The 16,921-nt window shown below is 58.0% G+C and carries 14 protein-coding genes; 2 read left to right on the forward strand and 12 right to left on the reverse strand.

Annotation, left to right across the window (positions count from 1 at the left end; translation table 11 throughout):
• Positions 1-229 precede the first annotated feature (229 nt).
• The 4 genes from GHO03_RS01995 to phoB form a co-directional block, all read right to left on the reverse strand.
• A complete protein-coding gene (locus GHO03_RS01995; protein WP_094999624.1) occupies positions 230-1,537 on the reverse strand; it encodes a CitMHS family transporter in 1,308 nt (435 codons plus the stop codon).
• A 207-nt stretch (positions 1,538-1,744) separates the two neighbouring features.
• Complete coding sequence (locus GHO03_RS02000) at positions 1,745-3,085, reverse strand: hemolysin family protein (RefSeq protein WP_094999623.1); 1,341 nt, start codon at positions 3,083-3,085, stop codon at positions 1,745-1,747.
• Between the two features lie 99 nt (positions 3,086-3,184).
• Positions 3,185-4,507, reverse strand: coding sequence for a phosphate regulon sensor histidine kinase PhoR (gene phoR / locus GHO03_RS02005; protein ID WP_094999622.1), 1,323 nt, complete (start codon positions 4,505-4,507; stop codon positions 3,185-3,187).
• Between the two features lie 44 nt (positions 4,508-4,551).
• A complete protein-coding gene (phoB, locus tag GHO03_RS02010; RefSeq protein ID WP_094999621.1) occupies positions 4,552-5,244 on the reverse strand; it encodes a phosphate regulon transcriptional regulator PhoB in 693 nt (230 codons plus the stop codon).
• Between the two features lie 151 nt (positions 5,245-5,395).
• On the opposite strand from phoB, the gene GHO03_RS02015 reads away from it, so the two are divergent.
• Positions 5,396-5,776, forward strand: coding sequence for a hypothetical protein (locus GHO03_RS02015; RefSeq protein ID WP_094999620.1), 381 nt, complete (start codon positions 5,396-5,398; stop codon positions 5,774-5,776).
• A gap of 191 nt (positions 5,777-5,967) precedes the next feature.
• On the opposite strand, the gene GHO03_RS02020 is transcribed toward GHO03_RS02015, so the two are convergent.
• The 8 genes from GHO03_RS02020 to GHO03_RS02055 form a co-directional block, all read right to left on the reverse strand.
• Positions 5,968-6,858, reverse strand: a complete 891-nt coding sequence (locus tag GHO03_RS02020; RefSeq protein ID WP_016782811.1) for an ABC transporter permease subunit — start codon at positions 6,856-6,858, stop codon at positions 5,968-5,970.
• Entirely contained in the window at positions 6,855-7,775 is a 921-nt protein-coding gene (locus GHO03_RS02025) for an ABC transporter permease subunit (RefSeq protein ID WP_029611643.1), read from the reverse strand. Before GHO03_RS02025 ends, GHO03_RS02020 begins: the two co-directional genes overlap by 4 nt.
• On the reverse strand, positions 7,772-8,914 hold the full coding sequence (locus GHO03_RS02030) for an ABC transporter ATP-binding protein (RefSeq protein WP_094999618.1): 1,143 nt from the start codon (positions 8,912-8,914) through the stop codon (positions 7,772-7,774). Before GHO03_RS02030 ends, GHO03_RS02025 begins: the two co-directional genes overlap by 4 nt.
• A gap of 69 nt (positions 8,915-8,983) precedes the next feature.
• Positions 8,984-10,078 (reverse strand): polyamine ABC transporter substrate-binding protein, encoded by a 1,095-nt coding sequence (locus GHO03_RS02035; RefSeq protein WP_372241699.1) that lies wholly within the window; start codon positions 10,076-10,078, stop codon positions 8,984-8,986.
• Positions 10,079-10,314: 236 nt separating this feature from the next.
• Entirely contained in the window at positions 10,315-11,427 is a 1,113-nt protein-coding gene (locus tag GHO03_RS02040) for a polyamine ABC transporter substrate-binding protein (protein ID WP_095017910.1), read from the reverse strand.
• A 184-nt stretch (positions 11,428-11,611) separates the two neighbouring features.
• Positions 11,612-12,976, reverse strand: a complete 1,365-nt coding sequence (locus tag GHO03_RS02045) for an aspartate aminotransferase family protein (RefSeq protein WP_094999615.1) — start codon at positions 12,974-12,976, stop codon at positions 11,612-11,614.
• Positions 12,977-13,037: 61 nt separating this feature from the next.
• Positions 13,038-14,396, reverse strand: a complete 1,359-nt coding sequence (locus GHO03_RS02050; RefSeq protein WP_094999614.1) for a glutamine synthetase family protein — start codon at positions 14,394-14,396, stop codon at positions 13,038-13,040.
• Between the two features lie 36 nt (positions 14,397-14,432).
• Positions 14,433-15,209 carry a gamma-glutamyl-gamma-aminobutyrate hydrolase family protein gene (locus GHO03_RS02055; protein ID WP_095017911.1) on the reverse strand — a complete coding sequence of 259 codons (777 nt, stop codon included), beginning with the start codon at positions 15,207-15,209 and terminating at the stop codon, positions 14,433-14,435.
• 278 nt (positions 15,210-15,487) lie between these two features.
• On the opposite strand from GHO03_RS02055, the gene GHO03_RS02060 reads away from it, so the two are divergent.
• On the forward strand, positions 15,488-16,864 hold the full coding sequence (locus GHO03_RS02060) for a glutamine synthetase family protein (protein WP_094999612.1): 1,377 nt from the start codon (positions 15,488-15,490) through the stop codon (positions 16,862-16,864).
• The last annotated feature ends 57 nt before the right edge of the window (positions 16,865-16,921 follow it).

Genomic DNA, 16,921 nt, shown 5'->3' on the forward strand with positions numbered 1-16,921 from the left:
AAGCAGCTATCGGCCTCCCCGAAACGCTTTTTGTACACGCCCCGGCATTTTCTTGGGCACCGGGAAAACATACAAGCAGCTGCCGAGGAACGAAGGCTGCGTCCGGCTGCGCAGCAGTCGTAAAATCGGCGATTGCGGTGTGTCAGGCACACCATAGGCTCAGACTTTACGACCGCTTCGCGCTCGAACGCAGCCTTCGTTCCTCGGCAGCTGCTACGCGATTGCTGTGTTACAGCGTACTGAACAGCGGGAATGTGCCCAGCAGCAGCGCGGCGACCATGATGCACAGGCACACCAGAATCGCCCACTTGAGGGTGAAACGCTGGTGATCGCCAAACTCGATACCGGCCAGGGCTACCAGCAGGTAGGTCGAGGGCACCAGCGGACTGAGCAAATGCACTGGCTGGCCGACAATTGAGGCACGGGCCATTTCGGCGGCAGTGATGCCGTAGTGGCTGGCCGCTTCGGCCAATACAGGCAGTACCCCGTAGTAGAACGCATCGTTGGACATGAAGAAGGTGAAGGGCATGCTCACCAGCGCGGTGATCACCGCCAGATACGGCCCGAGCGCAGGCGGAATCACGGCCAACAGGCTTTTGGACATGGCATCGACCATCCCGGTGCCCGACAGGATGCCAGTGAAGATACCCGCGGCAAAAATCAGCCCAACCACTGCCAGGACACTGCCAGCATGGGCCGCTACACGGTCTTTTTGCTGTTGCAGGCAAGGATAGTTGACGATCATCGCGATACTGAACGCGACCATAAACAACACGGGCAGAGGCAGCAGGCCGGCAATCAGCGCGATCATCAGCGCCAGGGTCAATGCACCGTTGAACCAGATCAGTTTAGGTCGACGTGCATCCGGATACTGCGACACGCTGATTTCGCTGTGGTCGACTTCATCGCCGTGCAGGTGCAATTCGCCCAGACGCGCACGCTCGCGCTTGCCGTAGAACCAGGCGATGACCAGGATCGCTGCGCAGCCGGCGAGCATGGCCGGGATCATCGGTACAAAAATATCCGAAGGATCGACGTGCAGCGCACTGGCCGCCCGTGCAGTCGGGCCGCCCCAGGGCGTCATGTTCATCACGCCGCCGGCCAGGATGATCAGGCCGGCCATGATCCGCGGGCTCATCCCGATACGGCTGTAGAGCGGCAGCATGGCCGCTACGCAAATCATGTAGGTGGTCGCGCCGTCGCCATCCAGGGACACCACCAGCGCCAGCACCGCCGTGCCCACCGAGATTTTCAGCGGATCACCCTTGACCAGCTTGAGGATCTTGCGCACTGCCGGGTCAAACAGACCGGAGTCGATCATCAGGGCAAAGTAGAGGATGGCGAACATCAGCATCACCCCGGTAGGGGCCAGCTTGGTGATGCCTTCGAGCATCATCGGGCCGATTTTCGGGGCAAAACCGCCGAAAACGGCAAACAGGATGGGCACCAGAATCAGGGCGATCAGGGCGGAAAGACGCTTGGTCATGATCAGGTACATGAATGTAATGACCATGGCAAAGCCAAGGAAGGTCAGCATGAAAGTCACCCTTATTGTTGTAGTAAGGCGCTGACCGCGGGTTGTACGCGTGGCAGGCCAACCGGTCTGTTGCCGGTAATGACTCGATGCTAGAGAGGGAAGCTTTCAGCCAGCTTTCGCTGGCAAAAGTTCTTACAGAAGGGAGAGTTGCATAAATCCTTGCAGCAGCTGCCGAAGGTACGAGGCAGCTGCTACAAAGAGCGGGCTTTAATCCAGCTTGAGGACTTTGGCCAGGACGATTTTCGGACCTTTCATCTTTTTGATGATGATGCGCAGGCCTTCGACTTCCAGTTGTTCTTCTTCGGCCGGAACCCGCTTGAGGGTGTCGTAGATCAGGCCCGCGACGGTTTCGGCTTCAACGTGGTCAAGGTCCACACCCAGCAAGCGTTCAATCTTGAACAACGGCGTGTCGCCGCGCACCAGCAGCTTGCCAGGCTGATACGACAGAATGCCGCGCTCGGCCTTGCGGTGTTCGTCCTGGATATCACCCACCAGCACTTCCAGCACGTCCTCCATGGTCAGGTAGCCCACCACCTTGCCGTCAGCTTCTTCAACCAGGGCAAAGTGCGCGCCGCCCTTGCGGAACTGCTCAAGCAACTGACTCAGCGGCATATGCCGCGACACCCGCTCCAGCGGTCGGGTCAGTTCTTCAAGGTTGAAGGTTTCGGGCAAGTGGTCCAGGTCGGCCAGTTCCAACAGCAGATCCTTGATGTGCAGCAAACCGACGAAGGTGTTGGTGTCGGCATCATAGACCGGGTAGCGGCTGAATTTGTGGCGACGGAACAGCGCCAGGATGTCCTTGAGCGGCGCCTTGGAATCCAGGGTCACCAGGTCTTCGCGGGAGTTGGCCCAGTCGACCACTTCCAGCTCGCCCATTTCCACGGCAGAAGCCAGCACGCGCATGCCCTGGTCGCTCGGATCCTGGCCACGGCTGGAGTGCAGGATCAGCTTGAGTTCTTCACGGCTGTAAGCGTGATCGTGATGGGCACCGGGCTCACCCTGGCCGGCAATACGCAAAATCGCGTTGGCACTGGCGTTGAGCAGGTAAATCGCCGGGTACATGGCCCAGTAGAACAGGTACAGCGGCACGGCGGTCCACAGCGACAGGGTCTCTGGCTTGCGGATGGCCCAGGACTTGGGCGCCAGCTCACCGACCACGATGTGCAGGTAGGAAATGATAAAGAAGGCGGTAAAGAACGATACGCCCTTGATCACTTCAGGCGACGAGACGCCGATGGCGCCCAGCAGCGGCTCCAGGATATGGGCGAACGCCGGCTCGCCGACCCAGCCCAGGCCCAGCGAGGCCAGGGTGATACCCAGCTGGCAGGCAGACAGGTAGGCGTCGAGCTGGTTATGCACGGTGCGCAGGATCTGCCCGCGCCAGCCGTTGTCTTCGGCTATCGCCTCAACCCGGGTGGAGCGCAATTTGACCATGGCAAATTCGGCCGCAACGAAAAAACCGTTGAGCAAAACCAGGATCAAAGCAAAAAGAATCATGCCGAAGTCGGCGAAGAGTGTCGCGAGGGTCAAGCCAGGGGAAGGGTCCATGATGGAGTTTTACGGGTTCCGTCGTTACAGATAGGGAGGTATGGCCAAACAATGTAACGGCTGATGTAGCCCTTGCCTAGTGGGAAAGGGCTACAGGGCCTAGTCAATAAGTGTCTTTGGCTGGGGTTTTGTCACCTGGCCCGGTGCGAAATGGCAGGTGAAGGTGCTGCCGTGTCCCAATACGCTGCTGATCTCCAGCCGCGCGCGGTGGCGCAGCAACACATGCTTGACGATCGCCAGGCCCAGCCCGGTGCCGCCGGTGCTGGCGTTGCGGCTGGAGTCGACACGGTAGAAGCGTTCCGTCAGGCGCGGCAAATGCTTGTTGTCGATGCCCACGCCCGAGTCCTGCACGCTCAAGTGGGCGCCCGCGCTGTCTGCCCACCAGCGAATGCGTACGCTGCCGCCATCGGGGGTGTATTTGACGGCGTTGAACACCAGGTTGGAGAACGCGCTGCGCAATTCGGCTTCGCTGCCCTTGAGCGCGCAATCGGCTTCCACGTCCAGGGTGATCGTCTGGTTGCGCTGACCGGACAACGCCTGGGCGTCGCTCTTGATCGAACGCAGCAAGCTGTCGATGGCCACCGGCTGGTTATCCGAGGGGTAGTCCGTGGCCTCCAGCTTGGCCAGCAACAGCAGGTCGTTGAGCAGGGTCTGCATGCGTTCACCCTGTTGCTGCATTTGCGACAGGGGGCGCTTCCAGCGCGGGTTTACGTCGTCGACGTTATCGAGCAGGGTTTCAAGATAGCCACAGATCACCGTCAACGGCGTACGCAGTTCATGGGACACGTTGGCGATAAAGTCTTTGCGCATCTGCTCCAGTTGATGAATGCGCGTCACATCGCGCACCAGCATCAGGTGTTCGTTGTTGCCGTAGCGGGTGATATAGAGCTGGATGCGCAAGTGATCGTTGACCGGCGAGGGGATATCCAGCGGTTCGCCATAATTACCTTGCTCGAAGTATTCCTTGAAGCGCGGGTGGCGTACCAGGTTGGTCACTGGCTGGCCGCTGTCCTGTGGCGTCTTGAGACCCAGCAGGGTCTCTGCGGCGAGGTTCCACCACTCCAGGTTGCCGTCACTGTCTAGCATGATCACCGCGTCCTTGAGCGCCGCCGTAGACTCTTGCACGCGATCGATCACCGCTTGCAGTCGCCCGCGTACGCGCTGGTCACGGCGCTGCAGGTGGTAGATGCTGTCGAACACCTCGCCCCACAAACCGTAGCCATCGGGCGGTGCTTCGTCGGGTTTGTGCTGGCGCAGCCACTCGTGCAGGCGCAGCAACTGCTTGAGGGTCCAGCCCAGATAGAACGCTAGGCCAATGGCCAGGCTCCAGCCGTAATAGCCACTGATCAGCCCGACCAGCAGGCAGCCAGTGACCAAAAGCAACAAATGACGGATCAGAGTGCCATGCCAGTTTTGATTCACGTCGCGCGAGTCCTTGCTTGCCGCTGGATCAGTGAGAGCCGGTATCAGGCCTTGGTGGAAAACCGGTAACCGGTACCACGCACGGTTTGTACCAGATTTTCGTAAGCCTCACCGAGCGCTTTGCGCAAGCGGCGGATATGCACGTCCACAGTGCGCTCCTCCACATACACGTTGCCGCCCCAGACCTGGTCCAGCAACTGGCCCCGGGTGTAGGCGCGCTCCTGGTGGGTCATGAAAAATTGCAGCAGGCGGTATTCAGTGGGGCCCATTTCGGCAGGGGTGCCGTCGATGGTCACGCGGTGGCTGATGGGGTCGAGCAGCAGGCCGCCGATCTCGATGGGCGATTCGGCATCGGCCGGGCCGGCGCGGCGCAGCACGGCCTTGAGGCGGGCGACCAGCTCACGGGGGGAGAATGGTTTGGTGATGTAGTCATCCGCGCCCACTTCCAGGCCCTGGATCTTGTTGTCCTCTTCACCCTTGGCCGTGAGCATGATGATGGGAATATCGCCGGTCAGCTCTTCGCGCTTGAGGCGTCGGGCCAGCTCAATGCCCGACGTACCGCCGGGCAGCATCCAGTCGAGCAGGATCAGGTCCGGTTTACGGTCCACGATAATGGCATGGGCATCCTGGGCATTATCGGCTTCAAGGCAATCGTAGCCCGCCATTTCCAGGGCCACGGCGATCATCTCGCGGATCGGCGCCTCGTCATCAACGATCAAAATGCTCCTGCCAACCATGCCGTAATCCTCTCGTCATTAAACTGTCTTGTGGCGCATTAGATAACGCAATTATTGCAGTCGTGTGACAGCTTTGGGGATGGGCGCGCGCTAACGGTTCGTGAACTACGCTTTAGTCTCAAATCGTACAACCACAAAAAGGACGATTCCAATGACATCTAGCTCGTTTTCCCTAAAGACATTGCTGCTGGCCGTAGCCTTCACCTTGCCCGGGTTGGCGTATGCGGCTGAACCGGCGATGACCAAGGACGGCATGCTGGTCGACCACAAAGGCATGACCCTCTACACCTTCGCCAAGGATGCGGGCGGCAAATCGATGTGCAATGACAAGTGCGCCGCCAACTGGCCGCCGCTGGCAGCCGAGAGCACAGCCATGGACATGGGCAAGTGGACGGCCATCAAGCGCGATGACGGCCACATGCAATGGGCCTATGACGGCAAACCGCTGTACACCTTCGTGATGGACAAGAAAGCCGGTGACATGACCGGTGACGGTAAAATGGACGGGGCGTGGAAGGTGGCCAAGCCATAGGAAGATCAAAAAAACCCTCACCCTGACCCTCTCCCAATGGGAGAGGGGACTAGAAGCAAAAGCAGATGTACGCCTCACTGAAGATCGGCTCCCTCTCCCTCCGGGAGAGGGCTGGGGTGAGGGGTCTTGATCTCAGGCAAAAAAAACCTCGCCTCCCTGTCACAGGGGGCGAGGTTTTTTATGACGCTGTCTTAAACCGCGCTGGTCGACTGCGGACGACGCACGTCCGGCTGCTTCCACGATTCCGCCGCAGACTCATCGATAGCCTGCTGAATCGCCTTTTTGCGGTGCTCTTCGGCACGGCGGCTGAAGAACCACACCATGAAGGTCACCAGTGACACTGCCAGCAAAATCAGGCTGGCCACGGCGTTGATCTCAGGTTTGACCCCCAGGCGCACCGCCGAAAACACTTCCATCGGCAAGGTCGTCGACCCCGGCCCCGACACAAAACTGGCCAGTACCAGGTCATCCAGCGACAGGGCAAAGGACATCATTGCGCCGGCCGCCAGGGAGGGCGCAATCATGGGAATGGTGATCAAAAAGAACACCTTCCACGGCTTGGCGCCCAGGTCCATGGCCGCTTCTTCGATCGACAGATCCAGCTCACGCAAGCGCGACGACACCACCACCGCCACATAGGCCGAGCAGAACGTCGTGTGCGCGATCCAGATGGTCACCAGGCCACGTTCTTGCGGCCAGCCAATCATCTGCGCCATCGCCACGAACAGCAGCAACAGCGACAGACCGGTAATCACCTCTGGCATGACCAGCGGCGCCGTCACCAGGCCGCCAAACAGCGTGCGACCCTTGAAGCGGCTGATACGCGTCAGCACAAATGCCGCCAACGTACCCAGTGCCACCGCTGCAATCGCCGTGTACAGGGCGATTTCCAGCGAGCGCATCACCGAACCCATCAGTTGCGTGTTGTCCAGCAGGCCCACGTACCACTTCAACGACCAGCCGCCCCACACCGTCACCAGCTTGGAGGCGTTGAACGAGTAGATCACCAGAATCAGCATCGGCAGGTAGATGAACAACAACCCCGCGACCAACATAAAGCTAGAAAAACGGAAGCGATTCATATCTTGCCCTCCAGCTCTTTAGCCTGGCTGCGGTTGAACAGAATGATGGGCACGATCAGGATCGCCAGCATGACCACGGCAAGCGCAGACGCCACCGGCCAGTCACGGTTATTGAAGAACTCTTGCCACAGCACTTTACCGATCATCAGGGTTTCCGGGCCGCCCAGCAGTTCCGGGATCACGAACTCGCCCACCACCGGGATAAACACCAGCATGCAGCCGGCGATAATGCCGTTTTTGGACAGCGGCACGGTGATCTTCCAGAAGCTGTTGAAGGTGCTCGACCCCAGGTCTGACGCGGCTTCCAGCAAGCTGGTGTCGTGTTTCACCAGGTTGGCATACAGCGGCAGGATCATGAATGGCAGGTACGAATACACAATGCCGATATACACCGCGATATTGGTGTTGAGGATCTGCAGGGGTTCACTGATCCAGCCCATCGACATCAAGAAGCCATTGAGCAGGCCGTTGTTGCTGAGAATGCCCATCCACGCGTAGACGCGGATCAGGATCGCGGTCCAGGTCGGCATCATGATCAGCAGTACCAGCACGGTCTGCATCTCTTTACGGGCATTGGCGATGGCATAGGCCATCGGATAACCGATCAGCAGGCACAGCAGGGTGCTGAAGAAAGCCATCTTCAGGGAGCCCAGATACGCGGCGATATACAGTTCATCGTCGCCGAGCATGGCGTAGTTGCCCAGGTTCAGCAGTACCTGGATTTTCTGGTCAACGTAGCTATAGATCTCGGTATACGGCGGAATCGCGACGTCCGCTTCGGCAAAGCTGATCTTCAGGACGATGAAGAACGGCAGCATGAAGAACAAAAACAGCCACAGGAATGGAATCCCGATGACCATATGGCGGCCACCGGGGGTTATTCGTTGCAGTCGGCGTTTGAGTTTTCGCATGTTCATGAGCGCAATACCACGCCGCTGTCGTCTTCCCACCACACGTAGACTTCGTCGTCCCAGGTCGGGCGGGCGCCACGGCGTTCGGCGTTGGCCACAAACGACTGCACCAGCTTGCCGCTCGGCAGCTCGACGTAGAACACCGAGTGCCCGCCCAGGTAAGCGATGTCATGCACCTTGCCGCGCGACCAGTTGTATTCGCAGGTCGGCTTTTCGGTGGTGACGAGCATTTTTTCCGGGCGAATCGCGTAGGTGGTGTGCTTGTCTTCCACCGAGGTGCTCACGCCGTGACCGACGTAGATGTCGTTCTCCAGCTCCGGGCACTTGATCCGCGCATAGCCTTCGGCGTCATCGACCACTTCACCGTCGAACAGGTTGACGTTGCCGATAAATTCGCACACCAGGCGGCTGACCGGGGTTTCGTAAATGTCGATAGGGCTGCCGATCTGGGCAATCCAGCCCAAATGCATGATCGCAATACGCTGGGCCATGGTCATGGCCTCTTCCTGGTCGTGGGTCACCATCACGCAGGTCACGCCCACGCGCTCGATGATCTCAACCAGTTCCAGCTGCATCTGCGAACGCAGTTTTTTGTCCAATGCGCCCATTGGCTCATCCAGCAGCAGCAACTTCGGGCGCTTGGCCAGCGAACGGGCCAGGGCAACACGCTGGCGCTGGCCACCGGACAACTGATGGGGCTTGCGCTTGGCGTACTGGCTCATGTGGACCAGCTTGAGCATCTCGCCCACGCGGGCATCGATCTCGGCGGTCGACATCTTGTCCTGCTTGAGGCCGAAGGCGATGTTCTGCGCCACGGTCATATGCGGGAACAGGGCATAGGACTGGAACATCATATTGATCGGCCGCTCATAGGGCGGCAGGTCGGTGATATCAACACCGTCAAGGAAGATACGACCCTCTGTTGGGCGCTCGAAACCGGCGAGCATGCGCAGCAAAGTGGATTTGCCCGATCCCGATCCGCCGAGCAGGGCGAAGATTTCGCCCTTGTTGATTTCCAGGGACACATCGTCCACGGCAATCGTCTCGTCGAATTTCTTCGTGACCCGGTCGATTTTGACCAGCACCTGCTTAGGTGTCTGGTCGCCCTCGAGGGCTTTCTTATAGGCGCCGGAGGCAACAGCCATTACGTAACTCCCAACAAATTTAGCAGCCCGGCCTTGATGGCCGGGCCTTGGATAGGTGGTCTGGCGAGATTACTTGCCCGTCTTGACCTTGGTCCACGTACGCGTCATCAGACGCTGTATTTTCGGGGGCAGCTCGGTTGAGACGTATGTCTTGTCCAGCACCGCCTGGGTTGGGTAAACCGCTTCGTCGGTACGAATGGACTCATCCATCACCTTGTCGGCCGCCGGGTTAGGGTTGGCATAACCGACATAGTCACTGACCTGAGCGATCACTTCAGGCTTGAGCTGGTAGTTGATGAATGTGTGGGCCTCCTTGACGTTGCTGGAATCCTTGGGGATGGCCAGCATGTCAAACCACAGGGCGCCGCCTTCCTTGGGCACGATATAGGCGATGTTCACGCCTTTTTTTGCATCCTCGGCACGCGTCTTGGCCTGGAATACATCACCGGAAAAACCAATCGCAACGCAGATGTTGCCGTTGGCCAGGTCGGAGATGTATTTGGAAGAGTGGAAGTAGGTGACGTATGGACGCACCGACATCAGGACTTCTTCAGCTTTCTTGTAGTCCTTGGGGTTGGTGCTGTTGGCATCCAGGCCCAGGTAGTTGAGTACGGTAGGCAGCATTTCATCCGCCGAATCCAGGAAAGCCACGCCGCACTTGGTGAGCTTCTTCATGTTCTCGGGTTTGAACACCGCATCCCAGGAGTCGATACTGTCGACGCCCAGCACTTCTTTGACTTTATCGACGTTGTAGCCAATGCCGTTGGTGCCCCACAGGTAAGGCACGGCATATTGATTGCCCGGGTCATTGGCCTGCAGGCGCTTGAGCAGGGCCGGGTCGAGGTTGGAATAATTCGGCAACTGCGCAAGGTCGAGCTTCTGGAACGCACCCGCCTTGATCTGCTTGCCCAGGAAGTGGTTAGACGGAACGACCACGTCATAACCGGTACGCCCGGCCAGCAGTTTGCCTTCCAGGGTTTCGTTGGAATCAAAGACATCATAAATCGGCTTGATGCCGGTCGCGGCTTCAAAATCAGCCAGCGTGTTCGGCGCGATATAGTCCGACCAGTTGTAAATGTGCACCGTGGGTGCCGCTTGTACGCTGACGGCAAGCGTCAAACCAGCTCCGACCAGCAAGGTCTTGCGAAACAGAGATATAGACACGTGATGGTCCTCTAAATAGTTGGGCCTGAGTTGCCCGCGTCATACGGCAGTCGAACCGCCAAAGACAAAACCGGCGCGCAACTTACCCTCGATAAACCTGCACAGCAAAGTTTTCCGCGAATAATTGCCCTAACACCTTGTTTTTCCGACCATTGCGCCGGTTTTTGTGAAACCGGAAGGCATCAGCCCTCCGGTCTCAATCGCAGCCTTCGGCAGCGGCTACAAGGGGCGAGGCGTTATTTACCGGACTTGATTTTGGTCCAGCTGCGCGTCAGCAACCGCAGGGTGGTCGGTGGCAAATCGCTGATAGCGTAGAGCTTGGCCTTCACTTCATCGGACGGGTAAATGCTCGGGTCGCCCGAGATATCTTTATTCACCAGCGGCGTTGCAGCCTTGTTACCGTTGGGGAAACGCACGCTGTTGGTGATTTCGGCCATCACTTCAGGCTGCATCAGATAATTCATCCAGGCATAGGCGGCGTCGACGTTCTCGGCATCCTTGGGAATGGCGACCATGTCATAGAAGCTGCCGGCACCTTCTTTAGGGATCGCGTACTTGAGCTTGACCTTGTCACCGGCCTCTTTGGCGCGGGAAATGGACTGTTCAAGGTCACCCGAGTAACCCACGGCCACGCAGATGTTGCCGTTGGCCAGGTCGGAGATGTACTTGGAGGAATGGAAGTAGCCGACCGAAGGGCGAATCTTCAGGAACAGCGCTTCGGCTTCAGCCAGTTGTTTCTTGTCTTGCGAATCGGTCGGGTAGCCCAGGTAGTGCAGGGCGGCCGGGATCATTTCGGTCGGCGAGTCGAGGAAGCTTATGCCGCAGCTTTTAAGCTTGGCAGCGTTCTCCGGCTTGAACAGCACGTCCCAGGAATCGATGGTGTCCACGCCCAGCGCGGCCTTGACCTTCTCCGGATTGTAGCCGATGCCGATGGTGCCCCACATGTACGGGAACGCATGTTTGTTGTCTTTGTCGCTGGCATCGCCAACGGCCTTGAGCAACGCCGGGTCGAGGTTTTTCCAGTTGGGCAGCTTGGACTTGTCCAGCTCCTGGTAAACCCCGGCCTTGATCTGCTTGGCCAGGAAATTGTTGGAAGGCACGACGATGTCGTAGCCGGACTTGCCCGCCAGCAGCTTGGCCTCAAGGGTCTCGTTGCTGTCGAACACGTCGTAGACCACCTTGATACCGGTCTGGTCTTCGAACTTTTTAACCGTGTCCGGTGCGATGTAATCGGACCAGTTGTAGATGTGCAGAACCTTGTCTGCTGCTTGAGCTGCCCCGGCCATCACACCCATCAAGGAGAGGGCGAGAAGGGTCTTGCCAGCTTTTTTAAAACCTGATGCCTTCATCTGTAATGCTCCAATTGTTCTTTTAAACCACCGATTCAGCGACCTGATCTCAAGGTGACTAAAGCCGGCGGCTAGTCTGGCAAGATCCGGGGCAGGCTTTCAAGGGAAGAGCCTTGATTCTTAAGGCTCTGAGCGCAATTGCCTGCTTTAAAACAGCAGTTCTCCTGCGCTCAAAGCCTAGCAGTTAACCTTGCAAAGTTTCCAAGGTCAGATCCAGGCACTTACGCGCCTTGGTCACCAGCTCGTCGATCTCGTCCTTGCTGATCACCAATGGCGGCGAGATGATCATGGTGTCACCCACGGCACGCATGATCAGACCGTTATCAAAACAGAACTGCCGGCAGATCATGCCGACACCACGGCCTTCGTAACGCTTGCGTGTGGCTTTGTCCTGTACCAGCTCAATGGCACCCAGCATGCCCACACCACGCACTTCGCCCACCAACGGGTGATCGTTCAGTTCACGCAGACGCTTTTGCAAATACGGTGCCGTTTCGGCATGCACCTTCTCGACAATTTTTTCTTCGCGCAGGATGCGGATGTTTTCCAGTGCCACGGCAGCGGCTACCGGGTGACCCGAGTAGGTGAAGCCGTGGTTGAAATCGCCGCCCTCATTCAGCACCGCCACCACTTCGTCGCGCACGATCAGGCCGCCCATCGGGATGTAGCCCGAGGTCAGGCCCTTGGCGATGGTCATCATGTCCGGCTTGAGGTCGTAGAAATCACTGCCGAACCACTCGCCGGTGCGACCAAAACCACAAATCACTTCATCGGCCACGAACAGGATGTCGTACTTGGCCAGGATTTCCTTGATGCGTGGCCAGTAGGTGGCTGGCGGCACGATCACACCGCCCGCGCCCTGGATCGGCTCGGCAATAAAGGCACCGACAGTGTCGACGCCCAGTTCGAGGATTTTTTCTTCAAGCTGATTGGCCGCCCAGATACCGAACTCTTCCGGGGACATATCGCCACCTTCACCGAACCAGTACGGCTGCGGGATGTGGGTAATGCCCGGAATCGGCAAATCGCCCTGTTCGTGCATGTAGGTCATGCCGCCCAGGCTGGCACCGGCCACGGTAGAACCGTGGTAGCCGTTTTTGCGGCTGATGATGGTCTTTTTATTCGGCTGGCCCTTGATCGCCCAGTAATGGCGAACCATGCGCAGCATGGTGTCGTTGCCCTCAGAGCCTGAGCCGGTGAAGAACACATGGTTCATGCCTTCAGGTGCGATCTCGGCGATGGCTTTGGACAGTTCAAGGACCGGCGGGTGGGCGGTCATGAAAAACAGGTTGTAGTACGGCAGTTCACGCATTTGCTTGCTGGCCGCTTCAGCCAGCTCGTCACGGCCATAGCCGATGGCAACACACCACAGGCCGGCCATGCCGTCGAGAATCTTGTGGCCTTCGCTGTCCCACAGGTACACGCCCTTGGCGTGAGTGATGATGCGTGGGCCGACTTCTTTCAACTGTTTGAAGTCACTGAACGGTGCCAGGTGGTGATCGTTGCTCAGTTGTTGCCATTCGAGGGTTTGCGGGTTCTTGTTGGTCATACGGCTCTCCTTTAGTCAGTAGAGGAGGGGCGGCGCCTTCCTGGCTCGCCCCTCCAGCGTGTCAGACGGCGAACAGCAGGAATTCCCGCTCCCACGAACTGATGACGCGCTTGAAGTTTTCATGTTCGGCACGTTTGACTGCCACGTAGCCGGTGATGAACTTGGTGCCCAGATACTTCTCGACCGTCTTGCTGTTTTCCATACGCTCCAGGGCGTCTTCAATGGTCAACGGCAAGCGCAGGTTGCGGCGCTCGTACCCACGGCCCACTACCGGCGCACTCGGGTTGATGCCTTCGACCATGCCGATGTAGCCACACAGCAGGCTGGCGGCAATAGCCAGGTACGGGTTGGCATCGGCGCCCGGCAGGCGGTTTTCGACACGACGGTTCTGCGGCCCGGCATCCGGTACGCGCAAACCCACGGTACGGTTCTCCTCGCCCCACTCCACGTTTACCGGTGCCGAGGTATCAGGCAAGAAACGGCGGAACGAGTTCACATTCGGAGCAAACAGCGGCAACAGTTCTGGAATGAACTTCTGCAGCCCGCCGATGTGGTTCAGGAACAGGTCGCTCATGGTTCCATCTTCATTGGAGAAGATGTTTTTGCCGGTGTTGATATCGATGATGCTCTGGTGCAAATGCATGGCACTGCCAGGCTCGCCGGTCATGGGTTTGGCCATGAACGTGGCGGCGACATCGTGCTTGAGCGCGGCTTCGCGCATGGTGCGCTTGAACACCAGAATCTGGTCGGCCAGGGACAGTGCGTCGCCGTGACGGAAGTTGATTTCCATCTGCGCCGTGCCGTCTTCGTGGATCAACGTGTCCAGATCCAGCTTTTGCAGTTCGCACCAGTCGTATACGTCTTCGAACAACGGGTCGAATTCGTTGGCCGCTTCAATGGAGAAGGACTGACGACCGGTTTCCGGGCGGCCGGAGCGGCCCACAGGCGGCTGCAACGGGTAATCCGGGTCGTCACTGCGCTTGGTCAGGTAAAACTCCATCTCCGGCGCCACAATCGGCTGCCAGCCGTGGTCGGCGTAGAGCTTGAGCACCTTTTTAAGCACGTTGCGCGGCGACAGCTCGATCGGGTTGCCCTGCTTGTCGTAGGTATCGTGAATCACCTGAGCAGTTGGCTCAATTGCCCACGGCACCACAAAGACTGCGTTCTGATCGGGACGGCAGACCATGTCGATGTCGGCCGGATCGAGGAGTTCGTAATAGATGTCGTCTTCGACATAGTCGCCCGTTACGGTTTGCAGCAATACGCTCTCGGGCAGGCGCATGCCCTTTTCGGCAATGAACTTGTTGGTCGGGGAGATCTTGCCGCGAGTAATCCCGGTAAGGTCGGCGATCATGCATTCGACTTCTGTGATCTTGTGGTCTTTCAACCAATCGGTGAGCTGGTCGAGGTTGTTACTCATAAATGCCTCTGGGCTGAGTGTCCTGACTTGAATAAGTCAGGCGTTTACTGACGCATCTGCGTCGCGTTGTGTTGCGCGCCGTCTGCAGGCATCTCCAAATGCCTGGAAGATGGCGAGGTAAATCGGGTTGGAGCTTACCTGCCATTCGGGGTGCCACTGAACCGCCAAAGCAAAAGCCTTGCCGTCTTTGACCGACACGGCTTCGACCAGACCGTCCGGTGCAAGGGCTTCTGCGCGTAAACCGGGGGCCAGGCGATCGATACCCTGGGTATGAATCGAGTTGACCTCGAACTCAGTGGGCAAGCCCAAAGCTGCCAACACTCCGCCCGGCTGGACGTGCATGGCGTGGCTCGGTGCATATTGCACCTCAACAGGGGCACTGGGGTCTTCGCGATGTTCGATAAAACCTTCGACTTCATGCAATTTCTGGTGAAGTGAGCCACCCAGAGCTACATTCAACTCCTGAAAGCCGCGGCAAATGCCGAGCACCGGAACGCCCGCTGCCAATGCAGCACGAATCAGGGGAAGGGTGGTGCGATCACGCTCGGGATCATGCAGCGTGTCTGGTGCGCTGGCGGGGCCGTGATACAAGTGGGGTTCAATATTGGAAGGCGACCCGGTAAAGAGCAGGCCGTCCAGACCGTCAATAATATCGGTCGGATCAATCAGTTCCGCCAGTGACGGAATGATCAGGGGCAAGCCTTTGGCGGCCACTGCAACTGCTCGCACGTACTTATCGCCAGTGATGTGATAAGGATGCAAACCGATCTGCTTGGTGCAGGCGGTGACGCCGATTAACGGCAGGCGTGACATGTAACACCCCGGTATTATTGCTGTTATGGGTTTGAATCGAGCTTAGCCTTGTTCATTTTTTTACACAACACCCCCGTAAAAAATACAACACGGCCCGCTCAAGCCTGCGGGCGCCACCCGTCAAAACAGAACAAATACGCCCCAAAAAGCGTCAAAAATGGCCTTCCGGCGCTTTTTCAGGGCAAAAAAGAGGCTGCTTGACTTCGGTATGCCGTTCGGGTTGACTGAATCCCGTAGCGCTCAATGATTGATATTTTTAACAACAAAGGTGTTGCATCATGTCGGTACCCCCGCGTGCCGTTCAGCTTAACGAAGCGAACGCGTTCCTTAAGGATCATCCTGAGGTTCTGTACGTAGACCTTCTCATTGCGGATATGAATGGTGTGGTGCGCGGCAAGCGCATCGAACGCACCAGCCTGCACAAGGTTTACGAGAAAGGCATCAACCTGCCTGCCTCTCTGTTTGCACTGGATATCAATGGCTCAACGGTGGAAAGCACCGGCCTGGGTCTGGATATCGGTGACGCAGACAGAATCTGTTATCCCATCCCCGACACCCTGTGCAACGAACCCTGGCAAAAGCGCCCTACCGCGCAACTGCTGATGACGATGCACGAACTTGAAGGTGAACCTTTCTTCGCCGACCCTCGCGAAGTACTGCGTCAAGTTGTTACCAAATTTGACGAGCTGGGCCTGACCATTTGTGCCGCTTTCGAGCTGGAGTTCTACCTGATCGACCAGGAGAACGTTAACGGTCGCCCGCAGCCACCCCGTTCGCCGATCTCCGGCAAACGCCCGCATTCGACTCAGGTTTACCTGATCGACGACCTCGATGAATACGTCGACTGCCTCCAGGACATTCTGGAAGGTGCCAAAGAGCAAGGCATCCCGGCTGACGCCATCGTTAAAGAAAGTGCCCCGGCGCAGTTCGAAGTGAACCTGCACCACGTTGCCGACCCCATCAAGGCCTGCGACTACGCGGTACTGCTCAAGCGTCTGATCAAAAACATCGCCTACGACCATGAGATGGACACCACATTCATGGCCAAGCCTTATCCGGGCCAGGCGGGCAACGGGCTACACGTTCATATTTCGATTCTGGACAAAGACGGCAAAAATATTTTTGCCAGCGAGGATCCCGAGCAGAACGCCGCATTGCGTCACGCGATCGGCGGTGTGCTCGAGACCCTACCGGCACAGATGGCGTTCCTTTGCCCCAACGTGAACTCCTACCGTCGTTTCGGCGCACAGTTCTATGTGCCCAACTCGCCGTGCTGGGGCCTGGACAACCGTACCGTGGCCATTCGCGTTCCGACCGGCTCGGCCGACTCGGTACGGATCGAACACCGGGTTGCCGGTGCCGATGCCAACCCGTATCTGTTGATGGCCTCTGTGCTGGCCGGTGTTCACCACGGTCTGACCAACAAGATCGAACCGGGCGCACCCGTCGAAGGCAACAGCTACGAGCAAAACGAGCAAAGCCTGCCGAACAACCTGCGCGATGCATTGCGTGAGCTGGATGACAGCGAAGTGATGGCCAAATATATCGACCCGAAATACATCGATATTTTTGTCGCCTGTAAAGAGAGCGAGCTGGAAGAGTTTGAACACTCCATCTCCGATCTCGAATACAACTGGTACTTGCATACCGTGTAAGCGATTGCAGTCCACGAAAAACGCCGCCGGCCTTACAGCCCGCGGCGTTTTTTCATG

It is taken from the genome of Pseudomonas sp. FSL R10-1339, from assembly GCF_009600545.1.
GTDB lineage: Bacteria > Pseudomonadota > Gammaproteobacteria > Pseudomonadales > Pseudomonadaceae > Aquipseudomonas > Aquipseudomonas bubulae.

What these genes read in the sequence shown, in the direction of transcription:
- GHO03_RS02030 (WP_094999618.1), bottom strand. Translation starts at nt 8,914, where the DNA reads ATGGCTGTTGCCTCCGGCGCCTATAAGAAAGCCCTCGAGGGCGACCAG.
- GHO03_RS02000 (WP_094999623.1), bottom strand. Translation starts at nt 3,085, where the DNA reads ATGGACCCTTCCCCTGGCTTGACCCTCGCGACACTCTTCGCCGACTTC.
- GHO03_RS02040 (WP_095017910.1), bottom strand. Translation starts at nt 11,427, where the DNA reads ATGAAGGCATCAGGTTTTAAAAAAGCTGGCAAGACCCTTCTCGCCCTC.
- GHO03_RS02060 (WP_094999612.1), top strand. Translation starts at nt 15,488, where the DNA reads ATGTCGGTACCCCCGCGTGCCGTTCAGCTTAACGAAGCGAACGCGTTC.
- GHO03_RS01995 (WP_094999624.1), bottom strand. Translation starts at nt 1,537, where the DNA reads ATGCTGACCTTCCTTGGCTTTGCCATGGTCATTACATTCATGTACCTG.
- GHO03_RS02025 (WP_029611643.1), bottom strand. Translation starts at nt 7,775, where the DNA reads ATGAACATGCGAAAACTCAAACGCCGACTGCAACGAATAACCCCCGGT.
- phoB (WP_094999621.1), bottom strand. Translation starts at nt 5,244, where the DNA reads ATGGTTGGCAGGAGCATTTTGATCGTTGATGACGAGGCGCCGATCCGC.
- GHO03_RS02050 (WP_094999614.1), bottom strand. Translation starts at nt 14,396, where the DNA reads ATGAGTAACAACCTCGACCAGCTCACCGATTGGTTGAAAGACCACAAG.
- GHO03_RS02055 (WP_095017911.1), bottom strand. Translation starts at nt 15,209, where the DNA reads ATGTCACGCCTGCCGTTAATCGGCGTCACCGCCTGCACCAAGCAGATC.
- GHO03_RS02020 (WP_016782811.1), bottom strand. Translation starts at nt 6,858, where the DNA reads ATGAATCGCTTCCGTTTTTCTAGCTTTATGTTGGTCGCGGGGTTGTTG.
- GHO03_RS02045 (WP_094999615.1), bottom strand. Translation starts at nt 12,976, where the DNA reads ATGACCAACAAGAACCCGCAAACCCTCGAATGGCAACAACTGAGCAAC.
- GHO03_RS02015 (WP_094999620.1), top strand. Translation starts at nt 5,396, where the DNA reads ATGACATCTAGCTCGTTTTCCCTAAAGACATTGCTGCTGGCCGTAGCC.